We start from the raw sequence: 15,230 nt of genomic DNA, 5'->3' as shown, positions 1-15,230 counted from the left end.
ACATGCTCAGAGAAATCCGCCCCGCCATCGTCCTCCTGCTGGTGCTCACCGCCATCACGGGCCTCGCCTATCCGCTCGCCATGACCGGCATTGCCGGCGCGATCTTTCCCGCCAAGGCGCAAGGCAGCCTGATCGAGAAGGACGGCAAGGTGATCGGCTCCGCCCTCATCGGGCAGGAATTCAAGGACGACAAATATTTCCGCGGCCGTCCCTCGGCGACGCTGGCGCCGGACCCCAATGATTCGAGCAAGACGGTCCCGGCGCCCTACAACGCCGCCAATTCCGGAGGCTCCAATCTCGGCCCGACCAGCAAGGCGCTGGCCGACCGGCTGAAGGAGGACGTGGAGAGGCTTAAGGCCGAGAACCCGAATGCCGCGGTGCCGGTCGATCTTGTCACGACCTCGGCCAGCGGACTTGATCCTGATATCTCCCCTGCGGCGGCGGAATTCCAGGTCGCGCGCGTCGCCAAGGCGCGGAGCATGTCGGAGGACCAACTGAAGCAGCTCGTCGCCGCCAACACCCAGGGCCGTCTGTTCGGCCTGCTTGGCGAACCCAGGGTTAACGTTCTGGCGCTGAATCTCGCGCTGGATCGTGCTTCCACGAAGTAGCGCTCTATGCCGGGAATATCAGGATGATTATATTGGCCTGATGGTTCAACAGCGCCGCGATCCCGAACAACGACCGTCGCCGGAGGCGCTGCTGGAAGCCGCGCGCCGGGAGGAGAGCGCGAACGGCAAGCTGAAGATCTTCGTCGGCGCCGCCCCCGGTGTCGGCAAGACCTACGAGATGCTGCAAAGCGCCCATGCCAGGCGCAAGGCCGGCATCGATGTCGTGGTCGGCTTTGTCGAGACCCATGGCCGGGCCGAGACTGAGGCGCTGGTTCGCGGGCTCGAGGTGGTCCCGCGCAAGCGGCTCGACTATCGCGGCCAGATCGTGGAGGAAATGGACCTCGATGCCGTGATCGAGCGGCGACCGAAGATCGCATTGGTCGACGAGCTCGCCCACACCAATGCCGCCGGGAGCCGCCATCCCAAGCGTTATCTCGACGTCGAGGAACTGCTCTCCAACGGCATCGACGTCTACACCGCCGTCAACATCCAGCACATCGAGAGCCTGAACGACGTCGTCGCCCAGATCACCCATGTGCGGGTCCGGGAGACCGTACCGGATTCGATCTTCGACCGCGCCGACGCGATCGAGCTGATCGACCTCACGCCCGACGACCTGATCCAGCGCCTGCGTGAAGGCAAGGTCTATGTCCCCAAGCAGGCCGAGCGGGCGCTCGAGCATTACTTCTCGCCGGGCAATCTGACCGCGCTGCGCGAACTCGCGCTGCGGCGCACGGCCGAGCGGGTCGACGAGCAGCTGCTCACTCACATGCAGGCAAACGCCATCGCCGGGCCCTGGGCCGCCGGCGAGCGCATCCTCGTCTGCGTCAGCGAGGATCCCCGCGCGGCAGGCCTGGTGCGCTACACCAAGCGGCTGGCCGACCGGCTGCATGCACAGTTCACGGCGATCTCGATCGAGACCCGGCGCTCCCTCCAGCTCTCCGAGCAGGAGCGTGACCGGCTGGCGGACACGCTGCGGCTCGCGGAATCGCTCGGCGGCGAGGCGCTGACCATTCCCGCCGTCGGTCGCCGCATCGCCGACGACGTCATCAATTTCGCGCAAGGCAACAACGTCACCCAGATCGTGATCGGAAAATCGACCCGCTCGCGCTGGTTCGAGATGACGCGCGGGTCTGTCGTGCACGACCTGGTGCGGCGCGCCGGCAATATCAGCGTTCACGTCATTCCCGGCGACGAGCTGACGGACGAGGCGGTGCCGAAGACGGCGGTGCAGACCGCGGCGCGGGCCGAGCCGTTCAATCCGCTGCCCTATCTGAAATCGCTCGGCGTCGTGCTGGTCGGCCTTGGCGCCGCAGAGTTGCTCCAGCCTCGCTTCGGCATCGAGAACGTCGACCTCGTGCTGCTCACGGCCGTGGTTGCGGTCGCAGTGCGCTACGGCCTTTGGCCGTCGCTGCTCGCGAGCCTGGCGGCCTCGCTCGCCTATAATTTTTTCTTCCTGCCGCCGGTCTACACCTTCACCATCACCGATCCGACCAACGTCGCGGCGTTCTTCTTCTTCATGCTGATCGCGATCCTGGTCTCGAACGTCGCCGCACGCGTGCGCACGCAGGCCGACACCGCGATCGGCCGCATCAGGACCACCGAGCAGCTCTATGCCTTCAGCCGCAAGCTTGCCGGCACGGCGACGCTCGATGACGTGCTGTGGGCCTCGGCCTATCAGATCGCGCTGATGCTGAAGGTCCGCGTCGTCCTGTTGCTGCCGGAGGACGGGCTTTTGACCGTGAAGTCAGGCTATCCGCCGGAAGATCAGCTCGACCAGGCCGACCTCGCCGCCGCCAACTGGGCCTGGAGCAATGACCGCTCCGCCGGCCGCGGTTCGGATACGCTGCCGGGCGCCAAGCGCCTGTTCCTGCCGATGCGCACCGGGCGCGGCCCGATCGGCGTCATCGGTATCGACGACGACCGTACTGGCCCTTTGCTGACACCGGACCAGCGCCGGCTGCTGGATGCGCTGGTCGACCAAGGCGCTCTCGCGATCGAGCGCGTGCTGCTGGTCGAGGACATGGATCGCGTCAAACGCACGGTGGAATCCGAACGCCTGCGCTCGGCGCTGCTGACCTCGATCTCACACGATCTGAAGACGCCACTTGCTTCCGTGCTGGGCGCGGCCTCGACCATGCGCGATCTCGCCGGCGCACTGTCCGACACCGAGAAGCGCGATCTGCTCGCGACCGTGATCGACGAGTCCGAGCGCCTCAACCGCTTCATCGCCAATCTGCTCGACATGACCAAGCTCGAATCCGGTGCCATCGTGCCCAACACGGCGCTGCACGATCTCGGCGAGATCGTGGGCAGCGCTCTGCGGCGGGCGTCCAAGATATTGGCCGCGCACAAGGTCGAGCTGGTCCTCGCCGCCGATCTTCCCATGCTCGAGCTCGATGCCGTGCTGTTCGAGCAGGTGCTGTTCAACCTGCTCGACAATGCGGCAAAGTATTCGCCGCCCGAAACCATGATTGCGATCAAGAGCCGGCGCGAGCACGATCAGGTGGTGCTTGAGATCGCCGACGAAGGCGCCGGCATCCCGGCCGACGAGGTCGAGAGCGTGTTCGACAAGTTCTACCGCGTGCAGAAGGGCGACCATGTTCGCCCCGGCACCGGGCTTGGGCTTGCGATCTCCCGCGGCTTCGTCGAGGCGATGCGCGGCACGATCACGGCAGCCAATCGCAGCGATCGCAGCGGTGCGGTTCTCACCATCCGTCTGCCGGTCCCAGCACAGACCCAAGCATTGGATACCGCCGCATGAGCGCTGCCCCGATCAAGGTCCTGGTGATCGACGACGAGCCGCCGATCCGCAAATTGCTGCGGATGGGGCTTTCAACGCAGGGCTACGAGATCCTGGAGGCATCGAACGGCAAGATCGCGCTGGAGAAGCTCGCCGAGGAGCCCGCGCTGATCATCCTCGATCTCGGCCTGCCCGACATTCAAGGCCATGAGTTGCTGCGCACCATCCGTGCCCGCCATGACAGTGTGCCGATAGTCGTGCTGTCGAGCCGCGGCGACGAGGCCGGCAAGGTCCAGGCGCTCGACCTCGGCGCCGATGATTATCTGACCAAGCCATTCGGGATGGACGAGCTTTTGGCGCGCCTGCGCGCCGCGCTGCGGCACCAGCTTCAGGTGCAGGGCGAGCGGCCGGTGTTCCGCACCGGCGATCTCTCGGTCGATCTCGTTCGTCGCATCGTCAAGCTCGGCGAGCGCGAGGTCAAGCTGTCGCCGAAGGAATACGACCTGCTGCGCGTGCTGGTGCAGCACGCCGGCAAGGTGCTGACCCATCGCTTCCTGCTCAAGGAGCTCTGGGACGAACTGACGGATGCGCAATATCTGCGCGTCTATGTTCGCCAACTGCGCCAGAAGATCGAAGCCGATCCGGAGCGGCCGCAATACGTGCTGACCGAGACGGGAATCGGGTACCGGCTGAAGGCGGCGGATTGACGTTCCTATCGGGAGCGATGCTCTATCCACATCGTGATTGTGAGCGCAGCGAGGCAATCCAGGGTCCCTCGTCTGGATTGCCTCGCTGCGCTCGCGATGATGCGGAGCTACCCGGCCTTCCTGTGCCGCGCCGTGGAACGATGCGCCTTCTTCGCAGGACGGTGCCGCCCGGTCGCACGCCGCGGATGCGACTTCGCCGTCGTCTTCTTCGCAGCCCGCCCCTTCAGGCTCTGCTTCAGCGCGTCCATCAGGCTGACGACATTGCTGGGGCGTTGCTCCGGCTCCGGCAGCTCGATCGTCTTGCCGCTCGCCTTGCGCTTCACCAATGACTTCAGGGCGGTCTCGTATTCGTCCTTGAACTCGCTCGGATCGAAATGCGCGGCCTTGGTGTGCAGGATGTGGCCGGCGAGCTCGACCATGTCCTTGGTGATCTTCGGGTTCTTGATGTCGCCAAAAAATTCGTGCTCGTCGCGCAGCTCATATGGGAAGCGCAGTGTGGTGCCGAGCAGGCCCTTGCCGAGCGGTTCGATCGCGATGATGTGCTCGCGGTTCGTCAGCACGATCTTGGCGAGCGCGACGCGATCCTGGTCCTTCATGGCGTCGCGGATCACGGCAAAGGCGTCGATCGCGGCCTTGCCGTCGGGCGCGATGTAATAGGGGTGATTGAGATAGCGCTGGTCGATCTCCTCGCTCGGCACGAAGCTCTCGATGTCGATGGTGTGGTTGCTCTCGATTTGCACCGCCTCGAGCTCCTCCGGCTCGATCTCGACATATTTGCCCTTGGAGAGCTCATAGCCGCGGCCCTTCTGGTCACTCTCCACGACGTCGCCGGTCTCGGAGTCGATCATCTGCTGCTTGAGGCGGTTGCCGGTCTCGCGGTTGATCAGGTGAAACCGCGTCTTCTCGGCCGCCGTCGTGGCCGGATAAAGCACGACCGGGCAGCTGACCAGCGACAGCTTCAACGTTCCCTTCCAATAGGCGCGCGGAGCCATTCCATTCTCCAGTGATTTCAAGGCCTTTCAGGAACTCCAACCGACCTCCGGGGTTTTGGTTCCGGGCGGGACTTTGGCAGTGATAGGCTGAATGCCGAAAGTGAAGCGGGACGGGTCGTGCTGCAAAAACTCTCCACCTATCGAAAGAAGCGTGATTTCGAAAAGACGCCCGAGCCGTCGGGCAAGGCGGCAGTTGCGCCGTCAGAACAGCGGCGTTTCGTGATCCAGAAACATGATGCAACCCGGCTGCACTACGACCTCAGGCTTGAGTTCGACGGCGTCTTCAAGTCCTGGGCGGTGACGAAGGGTCCATCGCTCAATCCGCAGGACAAGCGACTGGCGGTGGAAGTCGAGGACCATCCCCTCGACTATGGCGATTTCGAAGGCACCATTCCGGAAGGACAATATGGCGGCGGCACGGTGATGCTGTGGGACCGCGGCACCTGGGAGTCCGATGATCCCGAAGCCGGCTTCAGGAAGGGCGACCTCAAGTTCACCCTGCATGGCGAAAAGCTGCATGGCAGCTGGGTGCTGGTGCGCATGCGTAACCGCGGCAGCGAGAAACGCACCAACTGGCTCCTGATCAAGCACCGCGACGACTATGCCAGCGAGGACGAGGATATCCTGGCCGAGGACAAGTCCGTGGCCTCCGGGCGCGCCATGGACCAGATCGCCGGGGGCAAGGGGCGGGCGCCCAAGCCGTTCATGCTGGCAAAGGGAACGAAGGGCAAGGCCGATGCGGTCTGGCAATCCAATCGCGCCGAGGAGACCAAGGGGCGCACGCTCAAGCCGGCGCCGCGGGCCGCTTTGAAGAGCGCCAAGACCTCGAATACGAAGGCGACGACCGCGACAACGGCCAAGAAGGTCTCGGAGATGCCGGACTTCGTCGCGCCGCAGCTCTGCACCTCGGTCGAGCGGCCGCCTGCAGCCGATGGCTGGTGCCATGAGATCAAATTCGACGGCTACCGTGTGCAGCTCCGCGTCGAGGACGGAGAGGCGACGCTGAAGACCCGCAAGGGCCTCGACTGGACCGATAAGTTCGCGTCGATCGCGAAGGAGGCGGGCGCGCTGCCGGATGTGCTCATCGACGGCGAGATCGTCGCGCTCGACCACAACGGCGCGCCGAACTTCTCCTCGCTCCAGGCCGCGCTGTCCGACGGCAAGACCGAGAACCTGATTTTCTTCGCCTTCGATCTGCTGTTTGCCGAGGGCCTCGACTATCGCCGTCTGCCGCTCAGCGACCGCAAGGACCGGCTGAAGGAATTGCTGGAGGCGCGCAGGAAGAAGTCGAGCCAGATCCGCTATGTCGAGCATTTCGAGAGCGGCGGCGATGCGGTGCTGCAATCGGCCTGCAAGCTCGAGCTCGAAGGCGTGGTGTCGAAGAAGCTCGACGCACCCTACCGTTCGGGCCGCACGGAGAGCTGGACCAAGGCGAAATGCCGCGCGGGCCATGAGGTCGTGATCGGCGGCTACAAGACCACCAACGGAAAATTCCGTTCGCTGATGGCGGGTGTGCATCGTGGCGACCATCTCGCCTTTGTCGGCATGGTCGGGACTGGTTTTGGCGCCGACAAGGTCGCTCGGATCATGCCGGCGCTGAAGGCCGTGGAGGCCAAGGAAAGTCCCTTCGGCGGCAAGAATGCGCCGAAAAAGACCCGCGACGTGCACTGGCTCAAGCCGGAGCTCGTGGCCGAAATCGAATTCGCCGGTTTCACCGCCGACGGCAATATCCGCCAGGCAGCCTTCAAGGGCCTGCGGCAGGACAAGCCGGCCGAGGAGGTCCAGGCGGAGACGCCTGCCGATACCAAGCTGGCAAAGCCCTCCGCCCGGAAGCGCGTCGCGCCGCAGGCTGACAAGTCATCGAAGACGACCGGCACCGCCGAAGTGATGGGCGTCGTTATTTCCAAGCCTGACAAGGAGCTCTGGCCTGACGACGGAGAGGGGGCTCCGGTCACCAAGCTCGACCTTGCGCGCTATCTCGAGGCCGTCGGCGAATGGATGATCGTGCACCTCAAGGGCCGGCCATGCTCGCTGATCCGTGCGCCCGATGGCATCAAAGGAGAGTGCTTCTTCCAGCGCCATGCCATGCAGGGCACGTCGAACCTGCTCGAGCTCGCAAGAGTCTCGGGCGATCGCAAGCCTTACCTGCAGATCGATCGCGTCGAGGGGCTCGCCGCGGTCGCACAGATCGGCGGCGTCGAGCTGCATCCCTGGAATTGTGCACCCGACGCTTATGACACGCCGGGCCGACTGGTGTTCGATCTCGATCCCGCGCCGGACGTCAAGTTTACCGAGGTCGTGGACGCCGCCAAGGAGATGCGCCAGCGGCTGGTCGATGTCGGGATGGAGAGTTTTTGCAAGACCACCGGCGGCAAGGGGCTACACCTGGTGGTGCCGCTGCTTCACGGCGCGCGCGACAAGGTGAGCTGGAAAGAGGCGAAGGCGTTCGCACAAGGCGTCTGCCAGTGGATGGCCGATGACGATCCCGAGCGCTATCTGCTCAACATGTCCAAGAAGCTGCGCAACGGGAAGATCTTCCTCGACTACCTGCGCAATGATCGGATGTCGACGGCGGTGGCGCCGCTATCTCCGCGTGCGCGTGCCGGTGCCACGGTGTCGATGCCATTGACCTGGGCGCAGGTGAAGAGCGATCTCGATCCGAAGCGATATACGGTGCGGACGGTGCCGGGCCTGCTGGCGCGCTCGAAAGCCTGGGAGGGCTATGACGATGCGGCCACCTCGATCAAGGCGGCGATGAAGAAGCTGGCGGGGACGAAATAGGTGCTTTCCAAAAGGTCATCCCGGGCTGCGCCGAGCGCAAACCCGGAATCCAGAGATTTGTGGTGCGAGATTCCGGGTTCACGCTTGTGCGCGCTCCGGAAATGACGGCCTGCCTAGATTCGTCCCATCAGCAGCAGGATCAGCAGAATGATGATGACGAGCCCAAGGCCGCCGCCGCCGTAATAGCCGGTGCCGTAGAACGGGCCGCCGCCGATGCCACTGAAGCCGCCGAGCAGCGCGATGACCAAAATGATCAGAATGATTGTACCGATAGACATGCGAATCTCCTCCAGCCCTTTGTTGAAAGGGTCGTTGCATCTGTCCGATATGCGGGGGGCAACTTGCCGCAGGTTCTAAAGTTCCAGATTTGAAACGCGACGACAGGTTCAACTTGCATGGAACCTTTGACCGTCCGGCCGGCATGACTATGTGAGGATCCGTCACCACAGGGCAGAGGCCATGTCAGCACCACTTGTCGTCTCCATTCCGCATCGTCTCGGCCGCGAGGAGGCGGTGCGCCGGCTCAAGACCGGGCTCGGTCGTGCCGCGGCCAGCATTCCCGTGATGCAGGTCGAGGAGGAGCGCTGGAACGGGGACACCATGAATTTTCGCATCCGCGCGCTCGGGCAGATCGCGAGCGGGCAGGTCGATGTCACCGACGACCATGTCGCGGTGCAGGTCGTGTTGCCGTGGCTGCTGCAGCGCTTTGCCGAGATGGCGCAGGCGACCATCCGCAAGCGCGGGCAGTTGCTGTTGACCAAGGGCGACGGGAAGTGAGGGTCAGGCGAGGGCGCGCTGGCGGAGCGATTTGGCCTGGCTTTTGGTGCGGGCTTCGATGATGCCCGCGGGTAGATCGCGAAAAACCTGAGCCACGGGCAATTCGTTGCCGGCAAGGCCCGGCGCCTGGTAACCGCTGATGTCGACAGTAGCGTCGAAGCTGTCAAACGCAGGCCATTCCCGACCTGCTTGCGTGAAGGGCGCGAACTGCCGCCCGACCACGACGATCACCGCATCACGGCCGTGCTGGCGGGCGAAGGCGATGACATGGCCGGCGTGCGCGCCGCGCACCTCCAGCGGCTGGTAGTCGCCTTGCGCGAAGACGTCGGCGCGCGCGTTGCGCAGCTTGAGCAGGTGCCGTGTCCAGGCCAGCTTGAGCTCGCCATCCGGCCAGCTCTTGATCAGTCTATTCCAGTCCGGCGCGTCCAGCGACGTCAATGCCGCGCTGCGCGCGACAAAATCCACGGGGCGGCGATTGTCGGGATCAACCAGCGAGAGGTCCCAATATTCGGTGCCCTGGTAAAAATCGGGAACGCCGGGGAGCGTCGCCTTCAGCGTGAGCTGGCTCAGCGAGTTCAGCGCACCGAGCTGTGCGACGCGGCGGCCAAGCGTCTGCAGCGCATCCAGGAATTCACCTGACAGCGCCGGATCGAGAATCTTCTCGATAAAGCTTTTCACCCCGTTCTCATACGCCTCATGCGGATTGAGCCAGCTCGTCTCCTCCTTGCCCTCGCGCGCCGCCTTGAGTGCATAGGCCTGGATTCGCTCGACGAAGCTCGCATTCGGGCCTTGCAGCGGCCAGGCGCCGAGCAGGGTCTGGTAGAGCATGTATTCGAACGTCGTCGACGGCGCGCGCAGATTGCCGTTGAGGGCAAGGTGCGACGCGTTCAGCACCTTCCAGCGCGCCACCGCGCTGGTCCATTCGCCGGGGATTTCGCTGAGCGCCGCGATGCGCGCACGCGCATCCTCGCCGCGCTTGGTGTCGTGGGTCGCGGTCGCCGTCATCCCTTGCGGCCATTCCTTGGCGCGGGCGCGCATCGCTGCGTGGAAGGCGAGAATTGCGAGGCCTTTGCTGGCAGGATCGCCGCCGACCTCGTTCAGCGCCAGCAGCCGGTGGAATTGGTAGAATGCGGTGTCCTCCAGCGACTTCGCCATGACGGGCCCGGTGAACTGCTGCACCTTCAGCGCAAAGCGGCGCACGCGGGGAGCGCTGTGTGGCGGGCGGCCGGGCTTGAGCAGGTCCATGGTCAGGGCATCATGCAGGAACTCGAAGATGCCTTCATCGGCGGCGAACCACTCCGCGCGGGCGCGTTCGATGGTGTCATCGATCAGCTTTCGGTCGAGCACCGTCGGGCCGCTGTGCGTCAGATAAGTGCGGTAAACCGGAAAATGCAGCACGTACAATTCGAGTGCCTGCCGCAAACTGTCGGCGGAGAAGTCGCGGGTCGAATAATGGCCGTTGGCGATGCGTGCGAGCAGGCGCGTCAGCACGGTGAATTCGCTGGTGAGCAGCGTCTCCAGCACGCGCCGCTTGGCCTCCTTGACGTAGGGTCCGAGCTGCGGCGAGCGGTTGCTGATCTGCCGCCAGGTCTCGTCCAGCGCCTCCAGCCCCTTCGCATCCACCAGCACCTGGGTGATGGCATTCATCCACTCGTATCCGGTGGTGCCCTGGACGCCGGCGAAGTGCGGCAGTTTTTCGTGCTCGCACAGGATTTTTTCGATCACCGTGTAGAATGGCTTGGTGTTGCCTTGCGCATCGCGCACCAGCCGGCGCAATCGTTGGCAATATTGAGCGGGGTCGCGCAGGCCATCGATGTGATCGAGGCGGATGCCCTGCAGCTTTCCCTCGGCGACGAGCTGCTTCACCAGCCGGTGCGTGGCGGCAAACGTGCTCGCGTCCTCGACGCGCAGGCCTGCGAGCCCGTTGACGTCGAAGAAGCGGCGATAGTTGATGTCGCTCGAGGCGAGCCGCCAATGGCCGAGCTTGTAATGCTGCCGCTCGAGCAGATGATGCAGCGCCAGCGTTTGCGCCGGGCGGTCCTTGGCCGCACGATATGCCGCTAGGCCGTGGGTGATGATGTCGGCGCTGCCAGCGATCTCCTTCAGTTCCGACTTGAAGGCGGGCGCTTCCTTGCGGTTGGGACGGCGCAAGCCCGTGTAGTGTGCGGCGAGCGAGAGCAGGCGTTTGCCGGCGACCGTATCGGCAGCGTCCGCTTCCTTCACGATCATCCGCAAGATCTCGCCATAGCGCTCCGGCGCGATCGGCAGGCGGTGCTCGAAATACCAGGCGGAAAGGCTGCCCTCATCGGGATCGTAGCGTAGCTCGATCTCGCCGCGCTCGAGTGCCTCGCCGTAAGACGAGCCGAGGATCGGCAGCAGCACGCCGCCGCGGGCACGGAAGGCCAGCTGATCCCAATCGATATCGAATGAGGCCGCGTGGGGCGAGGCCTGGCCCCATTCCAGCACGTCGAGCCACCAGGGATTGTCTGCAAAGTGCACGCCGACATGGTTCGGCACGAAATCGATGATGAGGCCGAGGTCGTGCTGGGCCAGCGCCTCGCTCAGCCGTGCAAAGCCGGCCTCGCCGCCGAGCTCGGGATTGAACTGGCTGTGATCGACCGTGTCGTAGCCGTGAGTCGAGCCCTTGCGGGCCTTCATCAACGGCGAGGCATAGAGGTGTGTGATCCCCAGCGCCTTCAGGTAAGGCACCACCGCGGCGGCCTTGTCGAAGTCGAAGTCCGCAGTCAGCTGGAGCCGGTAAGTTGCGAGCGGAATCGCCGAAGGCATATCAACCTCCGAGATGCCAGACCACCGACCAGGGCGGAAGCCGGTCACCGGTCGCGCCGCCCCAGATCGGCGTGCCGGCATTGTCGTTGGAAAGCGCGATAGCCTTGTCCGACAGATTTGCGGTGAGCCGCAGCGTCGTGCCATCGCCCATGCGCCAATGCGCGGTGAGGAGGCCGCTGTCTGCTGCCTCGGCAGCACCGAAGCTTGCCCCGTTCAGCCGCGGCATGATTTCCTTGCGGCGAACTGCGAGCAGGTCGCGCACGCGCGCGAGCCGCGCGTCCTGGTCCGGGGTGTGGCCGGTCCAATCAAGCACGGCCGATTGCGCTGTGGCCGGATCGAGCGGGTCGGGCACTTCCTCGCCGTATTTCTCATAGGCCCAGGCATATTCCTTCTTGCGCCCCTTGCGCACGGCGTCCGCGAGGCCGCCCTGAAAATCGCAGAAAAACGGGAAGGGCACCTTCGAGCCCCATTCCTCGCCCTGAAACAGCATCGGCACCATCGGTGCGAGCAGCGTCACCGCGAGCGCGGCGTCGATTTGCTCGGGCGAGGCCAGGCTCTCCAGCCGGTCGCCGAACGGGCGGTTGCCGATCTGGTCGTGGTTTTGCAGGAAATTGACGAAGGTTGCCGGCGGCAGATCGCCGCTCGGCTCGCCGCGCGGCTTCTTCCCCCAGAATTCCGATATCTCGCCCTGATAGACGAAGCCGGACGCGAGCGTGCGCGCCAGATCCATGCGCGGCGTCTGGTAGTCGGCATAGTAGCCGTTGTGCTCGCCGGTCAGCATGACGTGCCAAACGTGGTGATAGTCGTCGTTCCACTGCGCGCGATATTTACCGTTTGGCGGCTCCTGCGCGGCATCGAGCAGGCTGGCGCGGTTGTCGCCATTCTCCAGCACGAGATGGATGTGGCGGCCGGTGGCCTTGGCGAGCTCGCCGGCGGCGACGCTGAGGTCCTGCAGCATCGACGACTGCTCGCCGGGGACCGCCATGATGTGGTTCGCGGCATCGAGCCTTAAGCCGTCAAAGCGATAATCGGTGAGCCAGGAGAGTGCATTCTCGACGGCAAAGGCCCGCACCTGCGGCACGCGGTAGTCGATGATGCTGCCCCAGGGCGTGTGTGCGTCGGTGAAGAAATCGGGCGCATAGCGGCCGAGATAATTCCCCTCGGGGCCGAAATGATTATAGACGACGTCGAGGAAGACCATCAGCCCGCGCTGATGCGCCTCGTCGATCAGCGTCTTCAGCTCCTCGGGGCGGCCATAGGCGCTGTCGGGCGCGTACCAGAGCACTCCGTCATAGCCCCAGCCGCGACGCCCGGCGAAGTCGGCGAGCGGCATCAGCTCCAGCGCCGTGATGCCGGTCCTCACGAGATGATCGAGCTTGTCGATCATGGCGCGATAGGTGCCATCGCGCGTGAAGGTGCCGACATGGGCCTCGATCAGCACCGTCTCTTCCCAGGGGCGACCGCGCCAATCCTTGGCGCGCCACGCAAAGGCGTCGTGGTCGATCACCTCGCTCGGGCCGGAGACGTCCTCGGGCTGGAAGGCGGAGGCCGGATCCGGCACATCGATCTCGTCGTCGATCCTGAACTTGTAGGAGCTGCCAGCAGGAAGGCCCGCAATCTCAGCGACATACCAGCCATCCTGCCGGCGCTGCATGGCATGTCGCCCCTCGAGCAGCAGATCGACGCGACGCGCGCCGGGCGCCCACAAACGGAACGACACGCCGTCGTTGGTCGGCTTCGCCCCGAAGGATGGTCTCATAGCGCCCCCGTAAAGGCGAGCACGGAACGCGGCGGCGCCTTGCTGTCGCTCCCGGGCAGGAAGTCAGTGCTGTTCAGCTTGGCATCGGTCGTGTTCAGGATTTGCTGCCAGCTCTTGTATTCGGGCATCTTTGGCAATTTGAATGCGATCTCTTCGGGGGCGGCGTTCAGTACGATAAAGATCGCCGCGCTGCCCGGTTCCACGGGGCCCACCACATAAGAGAGGAAGCGCCCGTCCGGGAAGGTCCAGTCGCTTTCCGTCATCTCGTTGCCTTCAGGCGTCAGCCATAAAGCACCATAGGAGATGCCATCCTTCGGCCGACCGTCGAGCCAGCGATGGCTGCGAAGCTGGGAGAAACGGTTGCGGATGCCGGTCAGATGGGAGACGAAGTCGATCATGTCGTCGCCGTCCTTGCCGAGATTGTCCCAGCCGACCCAGCCGATCTCGTTGTCCTGACAATAGGCATTGTTGTTGCCGGATTGCGTGTTGCCGACCTCGTCGCCGGCGAGGATCAGCGGGATGCCCTGCGCCAGCATCAGGCAGGCCAGCACGTTCTTGCGCAGCTGCCGCCGCAGCGCGAGGATGGCGGGATCGTCGGTCGGGCCCTCGACGCCGCAATTGTTGCTGTGGTTGTCGTTGGAGCCGTCGCGATTGTCCTCGCCATTGGCCTCGTTGTGCTTCTCATTGTAGCTGAAGAGGTCGGCGAGGGTGAAACCGTCATGCACGGTGATGTGGTTGATGCTGGCGCGGGGCCGCCGACCGTCATGGTTGAACAGGTCGGAGGACGCCGTCATGCGGCTGGAGATATCGCCGATCAGGCTGCCTTCGCCGCTCCAGTAGCGGCGCATCGCGCTGCGATAGCGATCATTCCATTCCGACCATTGCGATGGGAATGCGCCGACCTGATAGCCGCCGAGGCCCAGGTCCCACGGTTCTGCGACGAGCTTGACGGTGGCGAGCACCGGGTCCTGCCGGATCGCAGTCAGGAACGAGATGCCGCGATCATATCCGTTGGGCCCGCGCGCAAGCGTGGTTGCGAGGTCGAAGCGGAAGCCGTCGACGTGGCAGACCTCGACCCAGTAGCGTAGCGAATCCATCACCATCTGCAGCACGCGCGAATGGGTGAGGTTCACGGACGACCCGCAGCCGGTGAAGTCGTCGTAGTAGCGCGGGTTCTCGCGGCTCAGCCAGTAATAGGAGGCGTTGTCGATGCCACGATAGCAAAGCGTCGGCCCGAGGTGATTGCCCTCGGCGGTGTGGTTGTAGACGACGTCGAGCATGACCTCGATGCCGGCATCGTGGAGCCGCGCCACCGTGGTGCGGAAGGAATCGAGCGCGTTGTCCTGGGCGTAGCGCTGCTCCGGCGCGAAGAAGGACAACGTGTTGTAGCCCCAGTAATTGGCGAGCTTCTTCTCGACCAGGATGCGATCGTCGACGAAGCTGTGGATGGGCAGCAGCTCGATCGTGGTGACGCCGAGCTTCTTCAGGTGCTCGATCATCGCCGGCGACGACAGCCCGCCATAGGTGCCGCGTAGATTCGGCGGCACGTCGTCGCGCTTCTGCGTCAGGCCCTTGACGTGGGCTTCGTAGATGATCGTGTCTTCCCAGGCGACGTGGGGCCGGATCTCGCGCCGGCCCCAGTTGAATGTCTCGTCGACCACGACCGCCTTGGGCATGCCGCGCGCATTGTCGCGGCGGTCGAACGACAGGTCCTCCCGCGCCGAGCCGGTGCGATAGGCGAAATGCGCATCGCTCCAGACCAGGCGTCCGGCGAGCCGCTTGGCGTAGGGGTCGAGCAGCAGCTTGTTGGCATTGAAGCGGTGGCCGTGCTCTGGCTCGTAGGGGCCGTGCACGCGGTAGCCGTAGAGCTGTCCCGGCGAGACGTCGTTGAGATAGCCATGCCAGACGTCCTCGGTTCTTTCAGGCAGCTCGATGCGTTCGAGCTCACGGCGCCCCTGCGCGTCGAACAGGCAGAGCTCGACCTTCTGCGCATTGGCGGAGAACAACGCGAAATTGGTGCCGCGTCCGTCCCAGCTTGCGCCGAGGCGTGCGGGCGATCCAGCAGTCAGGCGCATC

The 15,230-nt window shown here is 64.5% G+C and carries 10 protein-coding genes; 5 read left to right on the top strand and 5 right to left on the bottom strand.

From position 1 onward, the window contains the following. Window positions 1–2: 2 nt before the first annotated feature. The 3 genes from ACVW16_RS10675 to ACVW16_RS10665 are packed head-to-tail and all read left to right on the top strand — an operon-like array spanning window position 3 to window position 4,058. On the top strand, window positions 3–608 hold the full coding sequence (locus tag ACVW16_RS10675; RefSeq protein ID WP_456699196.1) for a K(+)-transporting ATPase subunit C: 606 nt from the start codon (window positions 3–5) through the stop codon (window positions 606–608). Between the two features lie 40 nt (window positions 609–648). Next, window positions 649–3,372: a DUF4118 domain-containing protein gene (locus tag ACVW16_RS10670; protein WP_456736096.1), complete on the top strand. Its 2,724-nt coding sequence runs from the start codon at window positions 649–651 to the stop codon at window positions 3,370–3,372. Further along, complete coding sequence (locus ACVW16_RS10665) at window positions 3,369–4,058, top strand: response regulator (RefSeq protein ID WP_456699194.1); 690 nt, start codon at window positions 3,369–3,371, stop codon at window positions 4,056–4,058. The genes ACVW16_RS10670 and ACVW16_RS10665 overlap by 4 nt, the downstream gene beginning before the upstream one ends. A gap of 107 nt (window positions 4,059–4,165) precedes the next feature. On the opposite strand, the gene ku is transcribed toward ACVW16_RS10665, so the two are convergent. Further along, complete coding sequence (gene ku, locus ACVW16_RS10660) at window positions 4,166–5,050, bottom strand: non-homologous end joining protein Ku (RefSeq protein WP_456699193.1); 885 nt, start codon at window positions 5,048–5,050, stop codon at window positions 4,166–4,168. Window positions 5,051–5,167: 117 nt separating this feature from the next. Between ku and ligD the strand changes: the two genes are divergently transcribed. After that, window positions 5,168–7,831, top strand: coding sequence for a DNA ligase D (gene ligD, locus ACVW16_RS10655; protein ID WP_456736095.1), 2,664 nt, complete (start codon window positions 5,168–5,170; stop codon window positions 7,829–7,831). Window positions 7,832–7,944: 113 nt separating this feature from the next. Here the strand turns inward: ligD and ACVW16_RS10650 are convergent, their stop codons facing one another. After that, window positions 7,945–8,109 carry a DUF3309 family protein gene (locus ACVW16_RS10650; RefSeq protein WP_084298933.1) on the bottom strand — a complete coding sequence of 55 codons (165 nt, stop codon included), beginning with the start codon at window positions 8,107–8,109 and terminating at the stop codon, window positions 7,945–7,947. A gap of 181 nt (window positions 8,110–8,290) precedes the next feature. Between ACVW16_RS10650 and ACVW16_RS10645 the strand changes: the two genes are divergently transcribed. Continuing rightward, on the top strand, window positions 8,291–8,608 hold the full coding sequence (locus ACVW16_RS10645) for a polyhydroxyalkanoic acid system family protein (protein WP_456736094.1): 318 nt from the start codon (window positions 8,291–8,293) through the stop codon (window positions 8,606–8,608). Between the two features lie 3 nt (window positions 8,609–8,611). Here ACVW16_RS10645 and treY read toward each other — a convergent pair whose 3' ends face one another. Genes treY through glgX form a run of 3 tightly spaced genes read right to left on the bottom strand, consistent with a single transcriptional unit; the run spans window position 8,612 to window position 15,229 of the window. Further along, complete coding sequence (treY, locus tag ACVW16_RS10640) at window positions 8,612–11,395, bottom strand: malto-oligosyltrehalose synthase (protein WP_456736093.1); 2,784 nt, start codon at window positions 11,393–11,395, stop codon at window positions 8,612–8,614. 1 nt (window position 11,396) lies between these two features. Beyond that, entirely contained in the window at window positions 11,397–13,154 is a 1,758-nt protein-coding gene (gene treZ, locus ACVW16_RS10635; protein ID WP_456736092.1) for a malto-oligosyltrehalose trehalohydrolase, read from the bottom strand. After that, a complete protein-coding gene (glgX, locus tag ACVW16_RS10630; protein WP_456802349.1) occupies window positions 13,151–15,229 on the bottom strand; it encodes a glycogen debranching protein GlgX in 2,079 nt (692 codons plus the stop codon). Before glgX ends, treZ begins: the two co-directional genes overlap by 4 nt. Window position 15,230 lies beyond the last annotated feature (1 nt).

It is taken from the genome of Bradyrhizobium sp. USDA 4474 (genome assembly GCF_054057515.1).
Note: the sequence above shows the minus strand (reverse complement) of the source record. Positions and strands in the feature narration are given on the sequence as shown.